The sequence below is a fragment of the Clostridium sp. CM028 genome, assembly GCF_030585565.1.
Classification (GTDB): Bacteria; Bacillota; Clostridia; order Clostridiales; family Clostridiaceae; genus Clostridium_AD; species Clostridium_AD estertheticum_B.
The window spans coordinates 3,225,082-3,249,685 of the sequence record NZ_CP077766.1 but is presented as its reverse complement, the minus strand read 5'-3'; the positions used below and the strand labels follow the sequence as shown (position 1 = coordinate 3,249,685).

General features: G+C 30.7%; 25 protein-coding genes and 1 riboswitch. Of the genes, 8 read left to right on the top strand and 17 right to left on the bottom strand.

Annotation, left to right across the window (positions count from 1 at the left end):
• Positions 1-194 precede the first annotated feature (194 nt).
• Positions 195-401 (bottom strand): hypothetical protein, encoded by a 207-nt coding sequence (locus KTC94_RS15335; RefSeq protein ID WP_165411693.1) that lies wholly within the window; start codon positions 399-401, stop codon positions 195-197.
• 271 nt (positions 402-672) lie between these two features.
• On the opposite strand from KTC94_RS15335, the gene KTC94_RS15330 reads away from it, so the two are divergent.
• Both KTC94_RS15330 and KTC94_RS15325 read left to right on the top strand, forming a co-directional pair.
• Entirely contained in the window at positions 673-1,254 is a 582-nt protein-coding gene (locus KTC94_RS15330; protein ID WP_220319634.1) for a 5-formyltetrahydrofolate cyclo-ligase, read from the top strand.
• A gap of 46 nt (positions 1,255-1,300) precedes the next feature.
• Complete coding sequence (locus KTC94_RS15325) at positions 1,301-2,047, top strand: HAD-IB family hydrolase (protein WP_216301987.1); 747 nt, start codon at positions 1,301-1,303, stop codon at positions 2,045-2,047.
• A gap of 57 nt (positions 2,048-2,104) precedes the next feature.
• Here KTC94_RS15325 and KTC94_RS15320 read toward each other — a convergent pair whose 3' ends face one another.
• The 6 genes from KTC94_RS15320 to KTC94_RS15295 form a co-directional block, all read right to left on the bottom strand.
• Positions 2,105-2,410 carry a hypothetical protein gene (locus KTC94_RS15320; protein WP_216301986.1) on the bottom strand — a complete coding sequence of 102 codons (306 nt, stop codon included), beginning with the start codon at positions 2,408-2,410 and terminating at the stop codon, positions 2,105-2,107.
• 285 nt (positions 2,411-2,695) lie between these two features.
• Positions 2,696-3,157, bottom strand: coding sequence for a 6,7-dimethyl-8-ribityllumazine synthase (ribE, locus tag KTC94_RS15315; protein ID WP_216301985.1), 462 nt, complete (start codon positions 3,155-3,157; stop codon positions 2,696-2,698).
• A 55-nt stretch (positions 3,158-3,212) separates the two neighbouring features.
• A complete protein-coding gene (locus tag KTC94_RS15310; protein WP_220319633.1) occupies positions 3,213-4,421 on the bottom strand; it encodes a bifunctional 3,4-dihydroxy-2-butanone-4-phosphate synthase/GTP cyclohydrolase II in 1,209 nt (402 codons plus the stop codon).
• 84 nt (positions 4,422-4,505) lie between these two features.
• On the bottom strand, positions 4,506-5,156 hold the full coding sequence (locus KTC94_RS15305) for a riboflavin synthase (protein WP_220319632.1): 651 nt from the start codon (positions 5,154-5,156) through the stop codon (positions 4,506-4,508).
• Positions 5,141-6,247 (bottom strand): bifunctional diaminohydroxyphosphoribosylaminopyrimidine deaminase/5-amino-6-(5-phosphoribosylamino)uracil reductase RibD, encoded by a 1,107-nt coding sequence (gene ribD / locus KTC94_RS15300; protein ID WP_220319631.1) that lies wholly within the window; start codon positions 6,245-6,247, stop codon positions 5,141-5,143. Before ribD ends, KTC94_RS15305 begins: the two co-directional genes overlap by 16 nt.
• A 293-nt stretch (positions 6,248-6,540) precedes the next feature.
• Positions 6,541-6,654: riboswitch (FMN riboswitch) on the bottom strand.
• A 105-nt stretch (positions 6,655-6,759) separates the two neighbouring features.
• Positions 6,760-6,894, bottom strand: a complete 135-nt coding sequence (locus tag KTC94_RS15295; protein WP_258280636.1) for a hypothetical protein — start codon at positions 6,892-6,894, stop codon at positions 6,760-6,762.
• Between the two features lie 213 nt (positions 6,895-7,107).
• Between KTC94_RS15295 and KTC94_RS15290 the strand changes: the two genes are divergently transcribed.
• From KTC94_RS15290 to KTC94_RS15280, 3 genes are read left to right on the top strand one after another with little or no spacing between them, the layout of a single operon-like run.
• Positions 7,108-7,905 (top strand): amino acid ABC transporter substrate-binding protein, encoded by a 798-nt coding sequence (locus tag KTC94_RS15290; protein ID WP_220319630.1) that lies wholly within the window; start codon positions 7,108-7,110, stop codon positions 7,903-7,905.
• A gap of 33 nt (positions 7,906-7,938) precedes the next feature.
• Positions 7,939-8,580 carry an amino acid ABC transporter permease gene (locus KTC94_RS15285; protein ID WP_220319629.1) on the top strand — a complete coding sequence of 214 codons (642 nt, stop codon included), beginning with the start codon at positions 7,939-7,941 and terminating at the stop codon, positions 8,578-8,580.
• A 33-nt stretch (positions 8,581-8,613) separates the two neighbouring features.
• Positions 8,614-9,354, top strand: a complete 741-nt coding sequence (locus KTC94_RS15280; protein WP_216301979.1) for an amino acid ABC transporter ATP-binding protein — start codon at positions 8,614-8,616, stop codon at positions 9,352-9,354.
• Positions 9,355-9,841: 487 nt separating this feature from the next.
• On the opposite strand, the gene megL is transcribed toward KTC94_RS15280, so the two are convergent.
• The 4 genes from megL to KTC94_RS15260 all read right to left on the bottom strand — a co-directional run bounded on the left by megL (position 9,842) and on the right by KTC94_RS15260 (position 13,531).
• The gene (gene megL, locus KTC94_RS15275) at positions 9,842-11,044 is read right to left on the bottom strand and encodes a methionine gamma-lyase (RefSeq protein WP_220319628.1); all 1,203 of its coding nucleotides are present in this window, start codon (positions 11,042-11,044) and stop codon (positions 9,842-9,844) included.
• 88 nt (positions 11,045-11,132) lie between these two features.
• Positions 11,133-11,543 (bottom strand): hypothetical protein, encoded by a 411-nt coding sequence (locus KTC94_RS15270; RefSeq protein WP_258280635.1) that lies wholly within the window; start codon positions 11,541-11,543, stop codon positions 11,133-11,135.
• A 16-nt stretch (positions 11,544-11,559) separates the two neighbouring features.
• Entirely contained in the window at positions 11,560-12,474 is a 915-nt protein-coding gene (locus KTC94_RS15265) for a DUF4173 domain-containing protein (protein WP_220319627.1), read from the bottom strand.
• Positions 12,431-13,531, bottom strand: a complete 1,101-nt coding sequence (locus KTC94_RS15260; RefSeq protein WP_220319626.1) for a hypothetical protein — start codon at positions 13,529-13,531, stop codon at positions 12,431-12,433. The genes KTC94_RS15265 and KTC94_RS15260 overlap by 44 nt, the downstream gene beginning before the upstream one ends.
• Before the next feature lie 356 nt (positions 13,532-13,887).
• On the opposite strand from KTC94_RS15260, the gene KTC94_RS15255 reads away from it, so the two are divergent.
• Complete coding sequence (locus KTC94_RS15255) at positions 13,888-14,472, top strand: phosphatase PAP2 family protein (RefSeq protein WP_216301974.1); 585 nt, start codon at positions 13,888-13,890, stop codon at positions 14,470-14,472.
• A 383-nt stretch (positions 14,473-14,855) separates the two neighbouring features.
• On the opposite strand, the gene ptsG is transcribed toward KTC94_RS15255, so the two are convergent.
• From ptsG to KTC94_RS15240, 3 genes are all read right to left on the bottom strand, one after another.
• A complete protein-coding gene (gene ptsG / locus KTC94_RS15250; protein ID WP_220319625.1) occupies positions 14,856-16,391 on the bottom strand; it encodes a glucose-specific PTS transporter subunit IIBC in 1,536 nt (511 codons plus the stop codon).
• Positions 16,392-16,970: 579 nt separating this feature from the next.
• A complete protein-coding gene (thiI, locus tag KTC94_RS15245; RefSeq protein ID WP_216301972.1) occupies positions 16,971-18,113 on the bottom strand; it encodes a tRNA uracil 4-sulfurtransferase ThiI in 1,143 nt (380 codons plus the stop codon).
• A 25-nt stretch (positions 18,114-18,138) separates the two neighbouring features.
• Entirely contained in the window at positions 18,139-19,281 is a 1,143-nt protein-coding gene (locus KTC94_RS15240) for a cysteine desulfurase family protein (protein WP_216301971.1), read from the bottom strand.
• Positions 19,282-19,631: 350 nt separating this feature from the next.
• Between KTC94_RS15240 and KTC94_RS15235 the strand changes: the two genes are divergently transcribed.
• A complete protein-coding gene (locus KTC94_RS15235) occupies positions 19,632-20,531 on the top strand; it encodes a DMT family transporter (RefSeq protein WP_220319624.1) in 900 nt (299 codons plus the stop codon).
• A 46-nt stretch (positions 20,532-20,577) separates the two neighbouring features.
• On the opposite strand, the gene KTC94_RS15230 is transcribed toward KTC94_RS15235, so the two are convergent.
• Positions 20,578-21,174: a metallophosphoesterase gene (locus tag KTC94_RS15230; protein ID WP_258280634.1), complete on the bottom strand. Its 597-nt coding sequence runs from the start codon at positions 21,172-21,174 to the stop codon at positions 20,578-20,580.
• Between the two features lie 20 nt (positions 21,175-21,194).
• Positions 21,195-23,108, bottom strand: a complete 1,914-nt coding sequence (locus KTC94_RS15225) for a BMP family ABC transporter substrate-binding protein (RefSeq protein ID WP_220319623.1) — start codon at positions 23,106-23,108, stop codon at positions 21,195-21,197.
• 225 nt (positions 23,109-23,333) lie between these two features.
• Between KTC94_RS15225 and KTC94_RS15220 the strand changes: the two genes are divergently transcribed.
• Positions 23,334-23,762, top strand: a complete 429-nt coding sequence (locus KTC94_RS15220; protein ID WP_165411673.1) for a CBS domain-containing protein — start codon at positions 23,334-23,336, stop codon at positions 23,760-23,762.
• 84 nt (positions 23,763-23,846) lie between these two features.
• Here the strand turns inward: KTC94_RS15220 and nagB are convergent, their stop codons facing one another.
• Positions 23,847-24,572 (bottom strand): glucosamine-6-phosphate deaminase, encoded by a 726-nt coding sequence (gene nagB, locus KTC94_RS15215; RefSeq protein ID WP_220286052.1) that lies wholly within the window; start codon positions 24,570-24,572, stop codon positions 23,847-23,849.
• Positions 24,573-24,604 lie beyond the last annotated feature (32 nt).

The window sequence follows — 24,604 nt, the reverse complement described above, 5'->3', positions numbered from 1 at the left end:
ATCCATAAAAACACGTAAAAAGTTCTTTATGTCTTCGTAATTTTATAAACACTATTACAGATATAACAATATCAGACTTTTCAGAAAGCTACAATCATTTTTCAACTTTATCAATTTAAACTGCATTTAAAAGAATAAAGGTATAGAATTAAAACTCTATACCCATTTTTGAATAATATTAAATTTATTTAATTCTAATAATCCCTTTGATCCCCATTTAAAATATTCTCTATTTCTACTGCTATTTCACGACCTTTTTTGTAAGAATTAAGCCTATCCTGTGGGATAGAGTCTTTATATCTGTCCTCACCTGAAAGAAAATCTACGATTCCTTTCTTTGCACTTGGCACATCTCCAACGTGGTCTATTCCATTAACTTCTCTTATTTTTGAATTGTCCATGAATATTCCTCCTTATATTTCTTAAAGATACCTAGTATTTTTTAATACTCCTGCATCTTTAATATTATAATTATAGACTTCCCAATTTATAATTTTTAATGTATTAATGCATTACTTGAGACTTATGGAAGTGTTATTTTGCTTAAGATTGGTTATCTAAAATAATATAAACTTATATATAATTCTATAAATTGCATATATGATAAACATATGTTATACTAATTTAAATTTTATAGTATAATATTTAAATAATTTCTAGGGGAGGGTACTTATGGAAGATAATCTTAAAGATACTTTAAGAAAAAATATGCTACATCAAAGAAAAAGTATGAAGATTCAAGATGTAAGTAATTTTAGCAATAAAATTATAGGCACAATTATGGAGTTACCTGAATTTACAAATTGCAAAAATATCATGTTATACCTAAGTTTCAATAAAGAAGTTGATACATATCCTCTTGCCAAGTGGTGTTTGGATAACGGTAAAACAGTAATTGCACCCTATTGCATACAATCTAAGCGAGAAATAATACCTTTTAAAATAAATAATCTTACTACTGATCTTTCTAAATCTAGTATTGGTGTTATGGAGCCAAAACATGACTCATTAGATAAAGTTAATATTGAGGATATAGATTTAATAATAGTTCCCGGCGTAGTATTTGATAAACATTGCAATAGGATAGGTTTTGGTGCTGGTTATTATGATAGATTTTTACCTAAAAAGACGAAACTTACTCCTACTATAGGCATAGCCTATGACTATCAAATAGTTGATAAAGTGCCCACTGGTGAGTATGATGTGCCATTGGGTTTCATAATCACTGAAAAAAGAATAATATTTCCCGAATAGCTAATTATAAATTTCTTAAATTTCTTAAAATAATTATATTATACCGATGTTGGAGGTGATCACTTTGAAAAAAAGAATAGCTGCTTTCTTTGATATTGATGGTACTCTCTATAGAGATAGTTTAATTAGTGAGGTATTCAAAAAATTGATTAAAAGCGAAATAATAGAAAATGATAAATGGTACAAAGAAGTAAAACCCTATTATGTTAAATGGGATAAGCGAATAGGAAATTATGATAATTACCTGCTTAAAATGGCTGATATTTATACCGAGGCCATAATTGGACTTCATAAGTGTCAAATCGAGTTTATTGCTAAGCAAATTGTAAAGCAAAAAGGGGATAGGGTTTATACCTACACCCGTGATAGAATTAAATGGCATAAGAGCCAGGGTCATATCATTATCACTGTATCAGGCAGTCCAATAGAACTTGTACGCGAAATGTCTATAAAATACGGGTTTGATGATTATATAGGAACAAAGTATCAATTGAATAAAGATAATATTTACACTGGTGCTATTATTCCTATGTGGGATAGTGTTAGTAAGCATGCCGCCATAGAACATTTTGTTTGTAAATATAATATTGATTTGGATCAAAGTTATGCTTATGGAGATACTTCCGGAGATTACTCTATGTTAAAGTTAATTAGTAACCCTACAGTAATAAACCCTACTAAAGAACTACTCCTAAAAATTCTAGACGATGATGCATTAAAAGAAAAAATTAATATAATGCTAGAAAGAAAAGATGTGGTTTACAAGCTAAAACCAGAGCACATTGAAATATAATATTTTATCTAAAAAATTAAAAACAGAATGGAAGTCCGCAACCTTCCATTCTGTTTATTATTTTTTGGTTGAAAATTTCTTTTTGGATACTACCGAATAAACAATCCATATGAGAAATAAACTTCCAATTGTTATATTTGTTATTACATTTTTTAATAAAGGTAACCCTTGTCCGAGGAAAGTACCAATTAGAATCATTCCTCCCATTGAAATTAAAACAAGCTTATTTAGTTTTATATATTCATCTAAATTTTCGCCCTTATATTTTTTCCCCTGCTTCTTCTCAAAATTCAAACCAGAAACAACAGCCGATGCACCCATCATAATAAATATAATAGTAAATACACTATCGCCTATACCCATTTGGACTACCCCCATTCTACTTATCTTTAAGAATAGTATATCATAAGTATAGATGAAAGCGAAAAAAGTCTAGGGGTGCATAACAGTTAATAATTGTTATGCACCCCTAATGAATACCCAAAGTAGTACTTAAAAATCAGCTGAATAGCAACTTTGGAATTTCTCCGAAGTGACTTGCAATAAGAAACGTATAAACTATTAAATTTGATTTAGAATTTCTTAATCGAATTTCCAGTTTTAAGTTCGTTTGCAATGCACGCAGGAGAATTTTTTTCTTCTATTATTTTAAATTTCTTTTAATAAATTTGCCATTTCTATTGCAGTTACTGCAGCATCATACCCTTTATTACCTGCTTTTGTACCCGCTCTTTCAATAGCTTGCTCGATATTCTCAGTAGTAAGAATTCCAAAAATAATTGGAACTCCTGTTTCGAGTGATACAGATGCAATTCCCTTAGTTACCTCACCAGATACATATTCATAATGAGATGTAGCGCCTCTTATTACTGCTCCTAAACATATCACACCATCATACTTACCGGACTTAGCCATCTTTTTTGCAACTAGAGGTATCTCAAATGCACCAGGAACCCATGCAATTTCAACATTTTCTTCTGTAACTCCGTGACGTTTTAAACCATCTAGTGCTCCCGTTAATAATTTTCCACCTATAAATTCATTAAATCTTGCTACTATAATCCCAAATTTTAAACCTTCTGCTATTAATTTACCTTCATACGTTATCATTTCTATTCCTCCTATTAATTTAATATCATATTGTTTACTTGAATGTGCTTAACACTTATACTCGTTCAGGGTCAAGTAAATGTCCCATTTTTTCTCTTTTAGTTTGCAAATAGAACTTATCTTTTTCATTATGATTCATCACTATTGCTACTCTTTCAACTATGTCAATACCATAGCCTGAAATTCCTGTTATTTTTTTAGGATTGTTAGTCATGAGTCTTATTTTTGTAGCACCTAATAGTTCCAATATCTGAGCTCCAATGCCATAATCTCTCATGTCTACAGGGAAACCTAAAGCTACATTTGCTTCTGCGGTATCCATTCCTTTATCTTGAAGATTGTATGCCTTTAGCTTATTAATTAACCCTATTCCACGTCCTTCCTGCCTCATATAAAGCAATATTCCATTTTTCTCTTTTGCTATTGCTTTCATGGCCGCATCATATTGTTCTCCACAATCACATCTCATAGAGCCTAGTGCATCTCCAGTAAGACACTCTGAGTGCACCCTAACAAGTACAGATTCACTACTTCTTACATCACCTTTGACTAATGCTACATGATGCTCTCCATTTATCTTATTAACAAATCCATAGATAGTAAATTCACCATATCTAGTTGGCATTTGTGCCTCCGTAACCATTTCTACAAGGCATTCAGTTTTTCTCCTGTAAGCAATTAAATCTACTATGGTAATCATTTTTAAATCATGTTTTTTCACATAATCCATAAGCTCTGGTACCCTAGCCATTGATCCATCTTCATTCATAATTTCACAAATCACACCTGCAGGATATAACCCTGCAAGTCTTGCTAAATCAACAGCAGCCTCTGTATGACCGCCCCTATTTAATACGCCACCCTCTCTTGCTGCTAGAGGAAATACATGGCCTGGTCTATTGAAATCTTTTGATGAAGCCTCCGAATCTATCACCTTTAATATAGTAGTTGCCCTCTCTGCAGCTGATATTCCTGTAGTGGTAGTTACAGCATCAATAGAAACAGAAAATGCTGTTCCATGCACATCAGTATTATTTACCACCATCTGATTTATATTTAACTTATCTAATCTATCTTTAACTATAGGCATGCATATAAGTCCACGTGCATACTTAGCCATAAAATTTATGTTTTCCTGAGTAGCTTTCTCGGCTGCTATAATTAAATCTCCTTCATTTTCCCTATCTTCATCATCTACCACAACAACCATTTTTCCATTTTTAATATCTTCTAAAGCTTCTTCAATAGTATTAAATTTATACATTTTTCCACCCCTTAATTATCACTTTGTGCTGTAATCATCACTTTTGGTGATGTAATATTATTTGCTGTGTCTACAACTGATTGCTTATACAAATCCATTTTTTTCGAGAAAATCCATACCAATACATTTCTTTTTTTCTGGAGCTTCACCATGTTTAAGCAGTTTTTCAATATACTTCGCCATCATATCACTTTCAAGGTTAACCTCGTCACCTACCTTTTTATTAATTAAAGTAGTTTCACCTTTTGTATGAGGTATAATTGATACTTTGAAAATGTTTTCATCAACATATGCTACAGTTAAACTAATACCGTCAATTGCTATCGATCCTTTATGTACAATATACTTTAATATATCCACTGTAGTTTCTACAGACACCCAAGTGGCATTTTCTTCGATGCAAAAATCTACAATAGTTCCTATTCCGTCAATATGTCCACTTACTATATGGCCTCCTAACCTATCACTAGCCATTAATGCCCTTTCCAAATTGACATGAGAACCAGATTTCAATTTCCCTAAATTACTACTTCTTATAGTCTCCGCCATTACATCTACACTGAAGCTATTTTTATTAAATTCTGTTACGGTAAGGCACACTCCATTTGTGCTAATACTGTCACCAATCTTTATTCCACATATAACCTTTGTAGCTTTTATGGTAATTCTCGCAGACCTCGCACCTTTTTCTATAGACTTTATTTCTCCAATTTCCTCAATTAACCCTGTAAACATCTATTCACGTACCCTTCTATCATAATGTCCTCGTTAAATCTAGTTACTTCAGTATCCGTAAGCAATATAGCATCACTTACATGTTCTATTCCCTGTCCTCCTACTGGAGTCTTACCTGTTGTTCCGCCGAATATTTTCGGGGAAATAAAAGTAATAACCTTATCAACGATGCCTTCTTCTAATGCAGCATAATTTAGAGTACTGCCACCCTCAATCAAAATACTATCTATCCCCATATCACCTAGTACTCTCATTAAATAGTTTAAATTCACTCGGTTATTTTTACTTGGCGTTATAATAACTTGTGCGCCTTTTTGTTTAATAGCTTCAATTTTTGTCTCTTTCGCAAATTTTGTTGTAACGACAATAGTTTTTGTTTTTTCATCACATTTTAACACCTTTGCATCTATTGGTATTTTTGCTGTGCTATCTATAATTATCCTTATTGGGTTTTTGCTAATTATGCATTCTCTTCTTGTAGTAAGTTCTGGATCATCACTTAGGACAGTTCCAATTCCCACCATAATTCCAGTTACCATATGCCTTAATTCATGCACATACGCTCTAGATTTTTCATTACTTATCCACTTTGACTCACCAATAGAAGTTGCTATTTTTCCGTCTATTGTCATAGCAGTTTTCATGATGCAAAATGGTTTTTTGTGAGTTATGTATTTTATAAATATTTCATTTGTTTTCTTTATTTCAGTTTCCATTATGCCCGTAGTTACTTCTATGCCACTACTTCTTAGAATTTCTATTCCCTTCCCTGCAACTAATGGGTTAGGGTCTATCATTCCAATTACCACTTTAGATATTTTATTTTGCACTATAGCATCAGCGCAAGGTGGCGTTTTACCATAGTGTGCGCAAGGCTCTAAAGTTACATACATTGTTGCGCCTTCTACATTTTCTTTGGCATTTTTAAAAGCATTTACTTCTGCATGTGGTCCACCAAAATATTCATGATACCCCTCACCGATTATCCTATTATCTTTTACAATAACAGCACCCACCAATGGATTAGGATTTACAAACCCCACTGCTTTTTTAGATAATTCAAGTGCTCTTCTCATATAATAATTATCCAATTTATCACCCCTAATTCTATAATTCTGGTGCCAATCTTCATAAATATTTCTCTCTTAGTATGCATAACTTTGATCAAATAAAATCATATATGTGGCTAAAATAATAAAAGCCCTGAAAACAAAGTTTTCAGGGCTTAATAAGCTAATTATATATCTAGTCAAATCATCACCTATCGGTGCTGTTAAATCATCACCTATCGGTGCTGTTCACTAAATATATTCACAATAAAATATAAAAGCAGTATTGACTATTTTTCATAGTTAATAAATGAAAATCTCCTATATTTATCATTATTCTCCTTCTCTCATCCAGACTTTACTGTCGGCTCTGGAATTAAACCAGATCTACCTTTCGGCTCGCGGGCTATACCGCCGGTTGGGAATTTAACCCTACCCTGAAGGATCTATTAAATTTTCAACTTAAGAATACCACTTTGTTATTTTAATGTCAAGCGAATCCTATAAATATAAACAATTAATCAAAATATTAGCTATAAACACTTTTAGATGATTTATTTGTTTTTTTTATTTCTTGTTTCATTATTTTTAATATTTACATCATTCGTATGCATATCTTTGTCATTATCAGTTCTCTTAATTCCTACTGAAGATAATTGCTCATTAGTAAGTTTCTGCTTTATACTCATTTAAAACACTCCCCTTTCTTCATTTATATTTTCCACTGGAAGAGAGATTTATACTACTATGATTTTCCCATCTATTCTAAAAAATTTATAAATTTTTATCTTGTAATAATTTTATATTTATATATAAGTTAATTAATCTTTAATTTACCACTTTACATAACTAACGTAATAAAGTAATATTGTATTTATAGAATGCATAAAGGAGTGTTAATAATGAAAATTAAATTTAACTTACTAATTGTGGCAATACTTTCAACCGCTATTTTATCTGGCTGCGGAAACACCCCCACAGCTGATAATTCTTTAAAAGATATACAAGACAAAAAAGAACTAATAGTTGGTCTTGATGATAACTTTCCACCAATGGGATTTAGAGATAAAAGTGGTGAAATTGTAGGCTTTGACATTGATATGGCAAAAGAAGTAGGCAAGCGAATGGGCGTAAAAGTAACCTTTAAACCAGTAGAATGGGACGGAATTATATTAAGTCTAAACAATAAAGATATTGATGCCATATGGAATGGATTAACAATAACAGATAAGAGAAAAGAACAAATTGCTTTTTCTAAAGTATACCTTCAAAATAAGCAAACAATTATTGTAAAAAACAAGTCAACTATTTCTAAAAAAAGTGATTTAACTGATAAAATTGTAGGTTTGCAAATGGGTAGCAGCAGTGAAGCTGCACTTGCTAAAGATTCACTACTTACTAACTCACTAAAGGAGGCCAAGAAATATTCAAACAATACAGAAGCGCTACTCGATTTAAACGCTGGTCGTATTGATGCTGTTATAGTGGATGAGGTAGTTGGAAGATGCTATGCTAGTAAAAAACCTGGTGATTATAAAGTTATTAATGAAAATCTAGGAGTAGAAGATTATGGCGTAGGTATAAGAAAAACTGATACAAGCCTTACTGCAGAAATAAATAAACAACTAGGTGAAATACAAAATGATGGAACTGCCAATACTATATCAAAGAAATGGTTCGGCAAAGATATAATCAAATAATAATTATGAATTTTTTCTGAAGGAGTGTTAGATTTGGCTAATTTTATAGACATTACAACTTATATTTTAAAAGGGAGCCTCTTTACTATTGAATTGTATTTTGCGACAATAATCTTTTGCATACCACTTGGAATAATAGGCGCACTAATTAAAGTCTCAAATTTAAAAATACTTAGTAAGATTGTGGACCTCTATACTTGGTTATTTCGCGGAACACCCTTACTTCTCCAACTGTTTTTTACATATTTCGGGTTACCTATTATAGGCATTAAATTTTCTCCTTTTACTGCAGCCGCTCTTACCTTTTCTTTGAATTACGGAGCTTATTTTACAGAAATATTCAGATCCGGTATTCAATCTATAGATAAAGGCCAATACGAGGCCGCTAAAGTCTTAGGCATGAATTATAGACAAACTATGTCAAAAATAATACTACCCCAAGCCTTTAAACGGATAATTCCACCAACTTGTAATGAGGCGATTACTCTAATAAAAGATACCGCTTTAGTAGCTGCAATTGGATTACAAGATTTACTAAGAGCTGCTAGGGAAATTGTAACTAGAGATTTTACAATCGCTCCTTTTTTTATTGCCGCAATAATATATTTAATCTTTACTTCTCTTATTGTGTTGGCTTTTAAAAAGCTTGAAAAAAAATATTCAATTTACGAATAAAGAACAATGTGATAAATAAAGGATGGTGCTACTATGGATTTACTCAAGATATGTAAAATAAATAAAAGTTATGATAAAACCCAGGTTTTAAAGAATGTATCTTTAAGTTTGAAAAAAGGCGAGGTAATATCAATTATCGGTCCTTCTGGCTCTGGGAAAAGCACTCTGCTTAGGTGCATAAGTGGTCTTGAGCATATGGATAATGGACTCATTGAATTTAATGGCGTAACTATTGCAGAATCTAAAAAGAAAATTAATAATATTGAATCAATTAATGCTGCTAAAAAAATAGGTATGGTTTTTCAAAACTTCAATCTATTCCCTCATAAAACCGTTCTTGAGAATATAATTGAAGCTCCTATTATAGTAAATAATATAGATAAGAAAGATGCTATAGACATTGCAGAAAAATTACTTTTAAAAGTGGATTTAATAGATAAAATAAATTCTTATCCTTGTACTCTCTCTGGTGGACAAAAGCAAAGAATTGCAATTGCTAGATGTCTTGCAATGAATCCAGAATTAATTCTTTTTGATGAACCAACTTCTGCATTAGACCCTGAACTAGTCAGCGAAGTGTTGAAGGTCATTAAATCTCTTGCCATTGATAAAATATCACTCATAGTAGTTACCCATGAAATGCAATTTGCAAGAGAAATATCAGATAGAATTATTTTCATGGAAAATGGAGAAATACTAGCGAACTCCACTCCTGAATTACTATTTTCTAATTCTAACCATGCCAGGGTAAAACAATTTTTAAACCTTGCATAGCTATGAAATCAAACCTTTATAAAAATTATAAAAAATCAACTATAGGAATGACACTTTTTCCATGGCTTCTATGTCTTAATTCACAAATCAATTAATTATTAAATCACATTTTTCTAACATGTATTATATAATATTTAGAATTAATATATAAAAAGGAGCATTACTGATCACAATTTCAATTAAATCTAAATACAATAAATTTTTGGCATCTTGGGGAATAATAAATTTTTATGGCCCCCTAACTTCAAGAAAATCAACATTTAAGGAAATTAATAACCACAATAACAAACAAAAACACCCAATCAAAATATCCGATATAAGCATGATTAGAGGGTTTAATTAATATAAGATAGAAATGAAGATACTGATGTTATATGGAATGGATTAACAATAACAGATAATAGAAAATAAAAAAACAGGAATTATTATCTACGTGGTAACATGTGAGATAATAATTCCTATTTTCACTTATTTACTATACTAATTACTATTTAATAATTAAATTAAGAGCTTGGTCTAGATCGGCAATAATATCCTCAACATTTTCAAGACCTACTGCCAATCTTATTAAACCATCACTTATACCAGCTTCTAATCTTTCCTCTGGTGAATATGGTGAATGAGTCATTGAAGCAGGATGTTCAATTAAAGTTTCAGCATCTCCTAAACTAACAGCTATACTACAAAGCTTAGTGGAATTTATAACCTTTTTACCTTCTTCAATTCCACCCTTTATTACAAAAGCAATAATCCCGCCTGGAAGATCCATTTGTTTTTTTGCTAATTCATATTGAGGAAAACTTTTAAGTCCTGGGTAATATACGTTTTCTACTGCTGGATGGGCTTCTAAAAATTCAGCTACAGCCATTGCATTTTTGCAATGTCTTTCCATTCTTATTTCTAGTGTTTTCATTCCTCTTATAATCAAAAATGCATCAAAAGGACTTAAACTAGCTCCAGTCATATCCTTAACACCAAATAATCTAACTCCGTCAATAAATTCTTTAGATCCAACAGCAAAACCAGAAATTACGTCTCCATGCCCATTTATAAATTTAGTTCCAGAGTGTACTACAACGTCTGCACCTAGTTCTAATGGTCTTTGTATGTATGGAGTGCTAAATGTATTATCCACTATAACCATACAATTTTCTTGTGCGTGGGCAATCTTTGATATTTCCTCAATATCTGTTATAAGCAATGTTGGATTTGCAGGTGTTTCTAAGAAAATAACTTTTGTATTTTCTTTCATAGCATTTCTAACATTTTCTGGATTTGAAACATCAACAAAAGTAACTTCAACACCATATCTAGAAATACCATGAGCCAAAAATGCATGAGTACAGCCATAAAGCGTTTGTGCTGCAATTATATGATCTCCAGCCTTTAACGCTGTCCACATAGTTGAAGATATAGCTCCTATGCCTGATGCCATAGACATACAAGCTTCTCCACCTTCAAGCATGGCCAATTTTTCTTCTAAAACTGTATTAGTAGGGTTCCCAAGTCTTGTATAAATATAGCCATCTTCCGTTCCTGCAAATCTATTTCCACCTTGCTGTGCTGAATCAAAAACAAAAGTAGCTGTTTGATGTATTGGAGTAGCCAATGCACCATATTGATCTTTCTTATTTCCTCCATGTATAGCTTTAGTTGCAAATCCACTATTACGTAAATGTTCTCTATCCATTACAATTCCCCCCAAAGTAATTTTTTCTTGGTTTATAAATATATAAGCAACTATCCTGCTATTTATTACTAAAATATTCTTTTAATTATTATATTAAATTTTTACTATAGCCATCAAAAACATACCAACATAAACATAACTGAATTATACTAAAAAGCATAAATCCAACAGTTGCCAAGTACGTCTCTCCTAAAATTAATACTTGAGCAATAAGGCTCATAATTAATATCCCACCCATTACAGCAGACACAACCCATGACCTACTATTTCCTTTTCTAAAACTAAAGATTGCTGCTATAATATTTCCGAGTCCAAATACTAGGATTGCAATAATACCAGGAGTAACCCAGCTATCAAATGGAACTTTTGATAGCCATTCTTTTGGATACTCAATAAATATTCCATCACTTGAACTTACCATCATTACTCCAATGCAAATAGCGCCCACTGCTAACATCAAGTCGTAAACCCCTAATAAATTTTCTCTTATTTTTTTCAATTTACATTACCACCTTTTACTCTATAACCTTTCTAGCTCTATATTTAGAATAATTAAATTCATACCAGGAATCGCCTTCTAATAACTCTTTCTTCATATTGTTTATATAAGTATTTATCTCACTAGAAATGAAAGCGTTAGAATCATCTTTTAGTCTTAATATCTGTGGAATAGCATCATATGATAAAGTTTTTAGATATTGTACATCAATTTTCTGAGTTTTATAATATATGTCTATATTTTTTTCGGCAATTATTCTATCAACATTAATATAGTTCACTAATATAAACATACTCAAAACAATTACTATTAAAATCTTATTAAGTGGTATTCTTCTATTCCAAATGCCAACTACCGCTACTATAAATAACATAAATAACATCAGCATAAATATATGAACGAAAATCCTTAAATAGGTAAATCCATAAGTTTGCTCATATAAAGACATCTTATAATGAGCTGAAAATAGCATGTTTAATGTAAATGCAACAAGCACGGTTAAAAATACATTGGATATTATATTTATTGTCTTATTGTCCTTTTTAATAAATTTCATACTGCTTAGTAATATTGTAAAATTAATTATTGTAACAGCCACAAGCTCAAAGAACCCTTTTCTTGCATATTCTGAATAAGTAAATTCGTGAGGAAGAAAATTATCCCCTCCACCATAAAGATAAGAAAACTGTACTATTGAAAATAAAAGATATACTATATTTATCATAAAAATGATTGTTAAAACAGTAACTGGCTCCCATTGTATATCCTTATTTTTAGTTCTGCCCCCATCACAGCTATATTTAAAGCTCCATATATATGAAAATATAATTATGAAAGTTATGATAATAACTAATAAACTGCCTATGATTTTACCTACGTCTATATCCTTAATTCCAATTGAAAAATTGGTTACATAGTCCTTGAATACCATATCTGCTGATGTTAATAAAACTAAAATAACAATTAATAATAATAGAAATAATTACTCCTCTTAATATATTTTTCTTCGTAGAACTTATTTCTTTTTTATTTCTCGTAGTTATACTACATTTACTAAATGTAAAAGGCTTACAAGCATTCTCTACAATAGCTTTAATGCCTATGCTAATCACTTTCTTTATTACATCTGCACTATCCCATTTTATATTCTCATACCTAATTAATACTGTACTTACTCCAGCAAGTACCAATATCATAATCCCGTTAAACAAGTTCAAAACATTATTAGAGTGAATAGAATAATTTAATGCTATTAGCAATGTAGGAATAATGGTAATATATCCAATACTATTTTTAATCCTAATCTTTTCTCTTACACTCCATAAAAAAAATCCCATGAACATAATATAAAAAATAGGAATAGAAACACCAATTTGTTTACCATTAAAAAATCTTTCACAAATTATTGATAAAATAAGTGCAATGCCCATAGTATATATTTTTTCATGTATACCAATTTGGGAATCTATGTTTTTTATTTCCTTCATACGTTTTTTCTTTAATAGTTGCATATTATTATACTTATAATCTGGATAAGAAAACAACAAGTCTTCCACTGATTTTAACCAACTTTCACTATAATCTTGCTCTATACATTCTTCCAATAAAATTCTCAAATAATTTATATCACTTCTACGAAATTCTTCTTTTTCAGATAAAGAAATCCATTTTAGACCATCCATATCTAAATTACCTACAGATTTTTCAATTTTTTTTGTTGAAAAATCAAAATTATCACTTACACTTTCTATATTAACTAAATAAGTTTCTGTATATAAACAAGACTGTGTATTAAGTTTAAAAACAACTTTATAAGGCATATTTATTTCCTCTGTAATCACGCGTCCAATTGCATTATCAGCACTTTCCCATCCATTAATTTCTCCTTTTACAAAAAAATTAATATCTTCTTTATTTTCTTTATGACCATATGCCATAAGAACCCTATTATCTTTTATAATAATAGCTTGCACAAACCTCTTCTCCATTATAAGTACCCCCCGCAATTTTAATGTTCTATCCTGCATTCAAACATATTCCCTGATATGCATTTCAACTCTCTACAAATTCTATATTACTACTATACGAGTTATTTATCAATATATTTTTATTGATTTTCAATAAAAATATATTGATTTGCGTTTATATTCAATTTTACAATTCTATAATTGTAAAATATGAATAATATCTTACTCCTGTGTTAACAAATAATATAAATGTAGCTTTTAATTGTAAATTTTGATATAATATTAGCTGATGCTTATGACTTAATTGGAATTTTATACATTAACTATCGAATGAATATTAATGTTCAATGTAATATAGAAAGGATGATTAAATTAACATGCTTTATTATTTAGCAACTTCTATGAATTTGGGATGGAATCAATTTTATATTGCTGTTTCAAAATCTTCTGACCCTGAATTACAGATTTTAATAACCCTATTGGTTTTTATTATATTATATCTTTGGAACAACAAATTGGAAGCCATTTGCTGTGTATTTAATATTGGAATTACTGGCTTTACCAATTTGATGCTTAAAAACACTGTACAACGATCTAGACCCCTGGGAGTAAGATTAGTTGAAGCTGATGGCTATAGTTTCCCTAGCGGCCATTCTTCGATTTCTACAGCTATTGGTATTGTTCTTATTTACTTTATACTTAAGCGAATGAAGAATAAAAAAATTGCCTATCTACTTAGCTGTTTTATATTCGCATATTTAATTCTTGTAGGAGTTAGTAGGGTTTATGTGGGTGTTCACTATCCAACAGATGTGCTTGGTGGATGGGTTATCGCTATACTATGGTCTTTCATTAGTCTTGCAGCTTATAGGTTTTGTATGAACAAAGGACTAAACGAGTATTTAGATAAACATTTCACTATTAAACTTAATATTTTTAAACATAAACCAAAATCTAAATAGTTTTACTATACTATAAAGCCCTAATTATTCATAATTGAATAATTAGGGCTTTACCTTTAAATATTTTTTTTATTATTCTTTACAACTTTACCATATTTTTTTATAAATAAAAATCTTCAAATTAGTATTCTCGCAGGCTCTAGTGCATGGATCTCATATGTGGTTTTATATTCAAGATTTATTGGTGAATGCTTAATCTATAATAAAACTATATTTTCCATTAATTTGAGCTTAATGATACTAGCCTTAATATTAATATATTATCTATTAATAAACACTAGAAAGCAATACAGTTCAGTATAAGCATAAAAAAACATTAGATAAGTATATTACTTATCTAATGTTTTTTGTGTTAAAATTTATTTTTAATTGAAGTTATAATATTATTTATCTAAACCCTTAGCTATAACCTCTTTAACCTCTGTTTTTATATGCTCTGCTCTTGTTCCAAATATTGCTTGAATGCTGTCACCAACTTCAAGAACTCCCGCAGCTCCTAATTTCTTAAGTTCTGCCTTATCAACATTTTTAGCATCTACAACACTTACACGTAAGCGAGTAATGCAAGCATCTAAATTTGTTATATTTTCTTTTCCACCTAATGCTTTTAATACTAATATTGCATGTTCTTGACCTTTAAGATTAGTTTTTGTAGTACTTGTGCCTTCTTCTTCATCTACTTCACGACCTGGAGTTTTAAGATTCCATTTTCTTATAACAAAACGGAAGCCGAAGTAGTAAATCACTGCTAATGCTAATCCTACAGGAATTACTAACCACCAAGCTGTTCTATTTGGAATTACACCAAATAACAAGTAATCTATAAGTCCACCTGAAAATGTCATTCCTATTTTAACATTTAAAAGCTGCATTGTCATAAATGATAATCCTGCAAATACGCAGTGAATTCCGAACAATACTGGTGCTACGAATAAGAATGAAAATTCAATTGGTTCTGTAATACCTGTTAAGAAAGAAGTTAGAGCTGCTGACCCCATAATACCAGCTATTAACACCCTTTTTTCAGGTTTTGCTTCATGAATCATTGCAAGTGCTGCTGCTGGAAGCCCAAACATCATAAATGGGAATTTACCGGCCATAAAGGTTCCTGCTGTAAATGATACTCCATCTTTTAACTGAGCCATAAAAATAGCTTGATCTCCGTTAACTACTTGACCAGCTTTGTTTATATACTCACCAAATTGATACCAAAATGGATTATAGAAAATGTGATGTAATCCAAATGGAATTAATGATCTTTCTATTACTCCAAATACGAAGGCTGATACTGTTGGATTAGCCTCAATCATACTTTTTGAGAAGACATTTAAACCATGTTGAATTGGAGGCCATACAAAACTCATTGCAATACCTATTCCAATTGCAGCTACTGCTGTAGCTATAGGTACAAATCTCTTACCTGCAAAGAATCCGAGGTAAGAAGGTAACTCAATGTTGTAATATTTTTTATATAATTGTGCCGCTACAATACCTATTATAATACCGCCAAATACTCCTGTTGAAAGTGTTGGAATTCCTAATACGTTTGCAAACTCTGGATGTGCATGACCCACTGTTAAATCTAGAGTGACTCCTGAGACAATACCTAAAGTTTTATTCATTATTAAGAACCCAACTATTGCTGCAAGTCCTGCAACTCCTTCGCCCTCGGCTAGACCTACCGCAACCCCTACTGCAAATAATAATGCAAGATTACCAAAAATAACATCGCCAGACTGTTCCATAATTTTAGCTACTAATTGGAACCAATCAGCATTAAATATCGGTGCATTTGCTAAAAATTGTTCACTTTGAAACATATTACCGAATCCAAGCAGTAACCCTGCAGCTGGTAATAGCGCTACTGGTAGCATTAAAGCTTTTCCTACCTTTTGTAAAACACCAAAAGCTTTTTTCATTTATATTCCCCTCTCTTTTGTGGCATGTATCAAAAACAAAAAACATGAGCAAAGTCATTATAATATTATAGCTTCACCTAAATGTAGCCATAATATTATAACAACTTTTGCTCATGCCTGATTGTATCAGTAACACGCAATTTTAATTATTAAATTAGTTTTCAGTGTAAACTTTTACACGATGATTCACACTCATTATCGTCTTATATATACATGATATCATGCATTATTAATTTTTTCAACATTTTTTTAACATTTTTAATAAAAATCAGCTTTTAATGTCCTCTGATCAAGTTATATTAATTTTCTATAAACTAAAAATAAGCTAACAAAGTGATAAATCATTTTGTTAGCTTATTTTTTGCAATTACATCTTTAGTTTTTTATATTACTTCTTATTTAACTGTGTTACCATTTTGATTCTTTTTCTGAGTTTTATCTTTAGTATCCTTAGAACCTGATTTTTTCTCTGTACCTTTTTTAGCTATGTTAATCACCCCTTCAATATGTGTTTATTATATTATTATTAACACTTTATTTAATTTAATACACATGATTGATTAACTAACATAAATATATTTATTTATAAATTTCCATATCCAAAATAGCCTTCTCAACTAGACTATCAATATCTAAAACTGATTCAGATTTAATTATCTCAATTAACCTTGGTTTTGTTTTTGGATGTTTAGGAACAAAAATTGTACAACAATCCTCATAAGGTAAAATAGAGGTTTCGTAAGTTTCTATTTTTCTTGACACATCTATAATATCTATTTTATCCATAGCGATCAGTGGTCTAAACACTGGTCTATCAGAAACATCATCACTTACTACAAGTCCCTCCATAGTTTGACTAGCTACCTGCCCTATGCTTTCTCCTGTAGTTACTGAATTTATGCCATATTTTTCGGCTAGAGCACACGCAAGCCTCATCATAAATCTTCTCATAATTATTGTTAATTCGTCTTCTCTACACTTTTCTATAATTTGCATCTGGATTTCAGTAAAAGGTACAACATACAAAGTCAATTTACCGGTGTATTCTTTTAAAATACTAGTTAATTGCTTTACCTTATCCTTTGCTCTTTCACTAGTATACGGATGGCTATGATAATAAACTGCATGAAGTTCTACCCCACGTCTTGCCATCATGTAGCCTGCAACAGGTGAGTCTATACCTCCTGATAACATAAGCATAGTACTACCATTCATTCCATAAGGTAATCCACCCACTGCCTTTATTCTTTTAGCATAAATGTATGCCATATTTCTTATTTCAACATTTATTGTACACTCTGGATTATGTACATCTACACTTACGTCTTCGTTATTTTGTAATATATAACCCCCTACTTTTCGACTTACGTCCATAGACCCTGGGCTAAATTTTTTGTTTGCTCTATTAGTTTCTACTTTAAAAGTTTTAGCGGCGCTTTCTATCATGTCTAAAAGTGCTTGCTTTTCAATACTCTCCATAGAAGCTTCAACCTGTGTAACTACGCAAACCTCCATTACTCCAAAAACATTTTTAACCTTCTCTATAATTCCCTCCATCATTTCTGAGTATATAAACCATCTTCCTTGATCTTCAACAAATTCGTAATTTAAGTCTCTTATAGCATTTTTTATATTGTCTTTAAGTTTTTTTTCGAATTTACCTCTGTTGAGCCCTTTTAAAAAGATTTCTGGTGCAAATTTTACTAAAATTAATTTTCTCATCTTTTGACACTCCTTCTGTAATGCATTATCTTTTGTTCATCTTTCTTAAAAACTTTAGTGATTTATTTAATTCGATTATAACATAGTCTATTTCATCCTTATTATTGCACTCTGAAAAACTAAACCGTATAGTTCCACCTTGCTCCTCTAAACTTCTTCCAAGTGCCTTTAATATTTCACTACTTTTATGATTTTTAGAAGAACATGCTGAACCTGTAGACACATATATCCCTTTTGCTTCTAATGCATGAAGTAATACTTCTCCTTTAATCCCTTTAAATGAAACACTTAATATATACGGTATAAAATGATCTTCTAGTTTGCTATTAATTATAACATCATCTAACTTAGACAGTTTTTCTATAAAATATTTCTTTACCTCTAAAACACTGTTAAAATTCTCATGTTGATTTTTGCAGCTAGTCTCTACTGCAGTTCCAAATCCCACAATTCCAGCAAGATTTTCTGTACCAGATCTTAAATTTCTTTCTTGTCCTCCCCCATTTATTAAGCTACCCGGTATAAGTCCTTTCCGTATATATGCAAATCCAATTCCGCGTGGTCCATGTATTTTATGTGCACTAGTCGATAGTAAATCAATATTACACTTTTGTACATCAATAGGAATCTTTCCGTAACTTTGTACTGCATCCACATGAAATTTAGCCCTACTACTTTTCTCTTTAATTCGTTTTCCTATAAGCTCAATATCCTGCACTACACCTACTTCGTTATTAACGTGCATTACGCTAACAATTTGAGTATTCTTATCTATACTGTCTATAAGATTTTCTATATCAATTCTACCACTTTCATCTACATCAATATAAGTAACCTTTATTCCTAAATCTTCTAACGCCTTAAATGTGTCTAATACACTTGGATGCTCTATTTTAGTAGTTATTATATTTGAAGATGTTTTAGCAAACCCCTTTATAAGAAAATTATTACTTTCACTTCCTCCTGATGTAAATATTATTTCCTCACTGCTAGCATTTATGCTACTCGCAATATTTACCCTTATCTCTCTAAGTTTTTGCTCTGCCTTAAACCCCAAACTATGTGCTGAAGATGGATTACCATAATAATTTCTCATAGTACTACATACATCCTCAATAACTGCTTCATAAGGCTTAGTAGTTGCACTGTTATCTAAATATATTTCCATGCTTTTATCTCTCTCCTCTAAATATCGTTAAAGAATCCACTAACTGTATATATTAATTCTTACTATTTCGCTCTGTTTTATTTAATTATAAATATGTTAATTATTAATGTCAATAAATAAAAAAATATCCTAGAAAGGGTGAACCTGATATGGAGCTGATGATTATAGAATGGTTTAAGAAAAAAATTGAATTATCACTTATTACGATATAATTTATAGGTTAATGCTTACTTTTATGGTAAAATAAATTTATTGGAACATATAATTTATAAACTGACATTTGAGTAATTTCACAAAATTTAAATCGCTTAACCTTAGTATTACACATACAAATTGAAGGAGTGATAACCATGAAAATTACTGACAAAAAAAAGAGTATCCTTGCCGATATGTCTTTGCTTTTAGTTGCAATTTTTTGGGGCGGTGGTTTTATAGCTGTAAAAGGTGCTTTAGATAGTCTTACACCCTTTTATATTATGGCAATGCGTTTTAGTATTTCTGCGATTATTATGCTTTTAATTTTCAGAAAGAAGGTTAAACTTATTACTAAAAATGAACTTAAGGTTGGTACTTTGGTTGGACTTCTCTTGTTTTTAGGCTTTGCTGCTCAAACTATTGGTATGAAATATACAACTGCTGGTAAAAATGCTTTTTTAACTGGAACTAATGTAGTTATTGTGCCCTTCCTTTATTGGATAATTAGCAAAAAAAAGCCAGATACATATTCATTAATATCTGCATTTTTGTGTTTTGTTGGAATAGGAATGCTAACCTTAGATGGAGGTATACGTATTGGACTGGGTGATGGTTTAACTCTATTATGTGCAGTATTTTTTGCAGCTCATATAGTTTCTGTTGGATTTTTCACTGAAAAAGTTGATGCTATATCACTTGTAATAATACAGTTAGGTGCCGCTGCAGTATTTTCAATTATAGCCGCTTTAATTTATGAACCAATGCCACAATCATTAAATTCAGATACAATATTTGCAATTAGTTATTTAGCAATTTTTAGCACAATGATTGCATTTATTATACAAAATGTAGCTCAGAAATATACCACTTCTACTCATGCTGCTATTATCTTATGTTTAGAATCTGTTTTCGGTTCTATTTTATCTGTTGTAATGCTTAATGAGATATTTACATCAAAAATGATTTTAGGATGTTTAATTATATTTGTTGCAATTATAACAACAGAAACTAAATTAAATTTCTTAAAAATCAAGAAAATATCCGCTACTCCATAAAACAAATATAAAGAGCTCACGGGCAAAACCATTGCCCATGAGCTCTTTATATTTCAATAATATGATATTTAAATGCATTTATAAGAGTGGTGGTGTTATAAATCATTTTTCTATCACCTTTCCCATAGACCAAATGCTGATGAGCGTAAAAGAAATATTTCGGAGAGTATTTATTTAAAATATCGATAAATACTTCAAATCCCTGATGACAAAGATCCTTTCCATCCCCCATACCTTTTGCAGGTGAATGGGTGACTAATATATCAAACCCTTTATTCTTCCATAAACACAATTTTAATTTCGAAACTCTTTTTTGCATTTCCTTTTGAGAATATTGAAAAGGGCCTTTATTATAGTCAATAGATCCTCCAAGGCCTAGTATTCTAATATTTTTATATACTATTATCTTATCATCAATAGGGATACATCCAGCTGGTGGTTTTTCTAAATATGATATATCATGATTACCGTTAACATAAAATACAGGTGCTTTAATCATATTCGCTAGATATTCTAAATAATCTGCCTTTAAATCTCCACATGAAATTACCATCTGAATTTCTTTAAACCTTTCACAATCAAAATGATCCCAAATGTAACTATCTTCTATATCTGAAACTAATAGAACTTTAACTTTAATCACCTACTTATCTTCTGATTATTCTACTCCTCCACCGGAAGTTTTCCTACAACATTGTCTACAAACCAGTCCATATATAACATATCCTCGTAGTTTCCTATATCACCATCATTTATCCTAAGTTGACCTTTTGTATCGTGCACCGGACCAGTAAAAGTGTGGAATCTGTTTTCAATAATTAATTCGCGCATTATAACTACTAATTTTTGAGTTTGAATTGGTACATTATGTTTTGAATATATAATATCCACAAGTCCCGAGTCCATCCCCCACCAAAAACTTACTCGTTTAGATTCAGTACTAAAAATACCTTTAAAACTACCATTTACTATATTTCTAAGTATTTTCTCATAAAACTGTCCCCAATCCCATGTAATTAAAGCATAGTTCACTTCCGGTATCCATTTACTCTCTTTTTCACTATACTTTAGTGAATATAGTCCAAAATCTCTTGACCCCTTACCTAAAGCTGTTAGGTCATTTTGCATTATGAGATCTGCACCGAGCCTTTGAAGCCCTTGAATTAATTCCTTTGAATGATTGATATCCCCTGTTTCATTAAGCCAAGAAATCGTAACTTTCGCATTCGGATTTACAGTTTTAACGCCTAATGCAAAAGCATTAATCCCCGTTATAACTTCTGTTTCATTATAAATATCTATATATCCTATAATATTTGATTTTGTAATAGCCCCGGCAATAAGCCCTAGTAAAAACCTTGGTTCATGAGAACGCCCAAAATAAGTACTTACATTTCTAAAAGCCTTTACGGGAGAGCAGTTAAAAAATTTAATATTGTCATACTTTAAAGCCGCCCTCAACGTTATATTAAGATAAGATGGACATGTAGTAAATATAATGTCATAATCTTTTTCACATAACTCCCTTAATCTTTCATAACTATCACCCTCAGTTTGAAAATTATCTATAACAAAAGTTTCTATTTCACCTTCTAATTCATTTTGTGCATACAGTCTTCCTAGATTATGAACATAACTCCAACCTGATGTATCAATAGTCTTTTCAAAAATAAAACCTACTCTTAATTTTTTATGTGGGCCTACTAAATTTGTAAATGAAGTAATAACATTTTTCCTACGCACATCAAAAGGTTCCGTTTGGATTTCTACTGCATTGTTTCTTGAAAGTATTTTAAGTTCTCCTAAGAACTTACGAACCCTTGATTTTCTCTTTGTTTCTATGAATTCGTCTGAGATTCCATAAATTTTTATATATTTTAAAAACGCATCTCCAGTGGTAGTATTTAATTTATCTCCACCTAATTCGTAAAAGGTATTTCTAAAAGGTGAATAAACATTTTTTAAAAAATGCTCGTATTTATTTGAAAATAAGCTAAGCTTCGGATTATATCCATCCAAATACTTCAAAAGCTCGGTAAAGCTACCCTCCCTGGAAAACCAAATAGCATTTATCCCAGTCTCATTATTAAAGTTCAAAAATTCATAATATATTATGTTATTTAAATCATTCTCATCCTTTTTAGGAACTAGCCTAGTAACATCGCCCTCTATCGCATAGGCATCCACGTATTTTAATACACTTACACGCTTATTTCCCTCCATAACATAAAATTCATTCATATACTCATAAATTTTTACAGGGTCAATTATTCCATCTTTAATGTGATGAGCATAGACCGCTTGCCATTTCATAGAGAATTCGCTATCAATACTAGCTAGAGGAAGAAAGTTCGTTGCAAAATCCCTACTCCTTGTATAAAAATAGGATCCTATTATTTTTTTTAATGGAATGCTTTTTATTCCTAAAGGGACTTCCGCTACTATATCTATTTTTTTTAAAATACTATCTAAGGATAATATATGGCCAGAAGCCCCTCTTGATATGTCCATGTGATATTTAACTTTAGCCAATTTGCTAGCCTTTTTATATTCTTCAACAGATGAAAAACTGATCATACACTCACTCCTTAATTTTTCCAGCTATCCATACCATTACCACAACAGCCTATTATGGTAAATATTCTTTTATATATTATAATATACCAAAATGTATTTAACAACATTTTGATAGATACTGATATGTTTAATAGATTATTAATAAATAACTCTATTAAACATGTTATAATAATATTGTAAGATATCTAACAACCCAAAATATAAATCTTTAAAGGATGGTAAAGTATGAACATAGCATTTTTTCTTACACCTAAAAGTGAACTTGTTTATGAAAAACCAAGTTCTACAATGAGGCAAGCATTAGAACGGATGGAGTACCACAGATACACATCTGTGCCCTTAATAAATGAAACAGGTAATTATGTAGGTACTTTAACAGAAGGTGATTTATTATGGAAACTAAAGAATACTCCAAATTTAAGTTTTAATGATACAAATAAAATTTTAATTGAAGATATCCCAAGGCATATCTCTAACAAAGCAGTATTAATTAGTGCAGATATAGAGAGCTTAATATCACTAGCGAAGGATCAAAACTTTGTCCCCGTTGTAGATGATAATGGCGTTTTTATAGGAATAATTAAAAGAAGTGATATAATAACTTATTGTTATAATTTATTATACGAACATAATGAATTGAAAGCTTTAATTTAATTAAAGCATAAGCATACTAGAATAAATATATAATTTAAATAAAACACCTATACTAGCTTAATATCTAGTATAGGTGTTTTACTTTTATAAATTACTAGCAGCCTTTTTATCTAAAATTATTGTTACATCATTATGAAGCTGCAGAATTGAAGCAGGCATATTAGGATTTATTTTACCTTTAACAGCTCTTTCTATAGCTTCAGCCTTATTTAAGCCGTTAGCAAGTAAAATAATTTTCTTAGAATTCATTATTGTCTTTATTCCCATACTTATCGCTTTTACTGGTACATCCTTTCTTGATTTAAAAAACCTAGAATTAGCTTCTATTGTTTGTTCATTAAGATTAACTAAATGCGTTTCTGCCTCAAAGGTTACATCTGGTTCATTGAATCCAATATGCCCATTTCCACCTATACCAAGGATCTGCATATCTATGCCGCCAACTTCTTTTATTTTATTTTCATAGCCTCTGCATGAAGCCTCAATATCCATTGCCATACCATCAGGCACGTTAATATTTTTTACGTTTACATTTATACTATTAAACAAATTATTAATCATATAATTATAGTAGCTTTGAGGATCTTCTCTATTAATTCCATAATATTCGTCCAGGTTAAAAGTTCTGACCTCATTAAAATCTACTTCTTTTTTGTTATACAACGCAATTAATTCCTTATACATGCCAAGTGGAGTATCTCCAGTAGCTAGGCCCAATACACTATCAGGCTTTAACATAACTTGGCTTGCAATCATCAAAGCAGCTTTTTTACTCATTTCTTCATAATTATCTAAAACTAATATTCTCATATTCGCACCACCTTATAATAATACTCAAAATT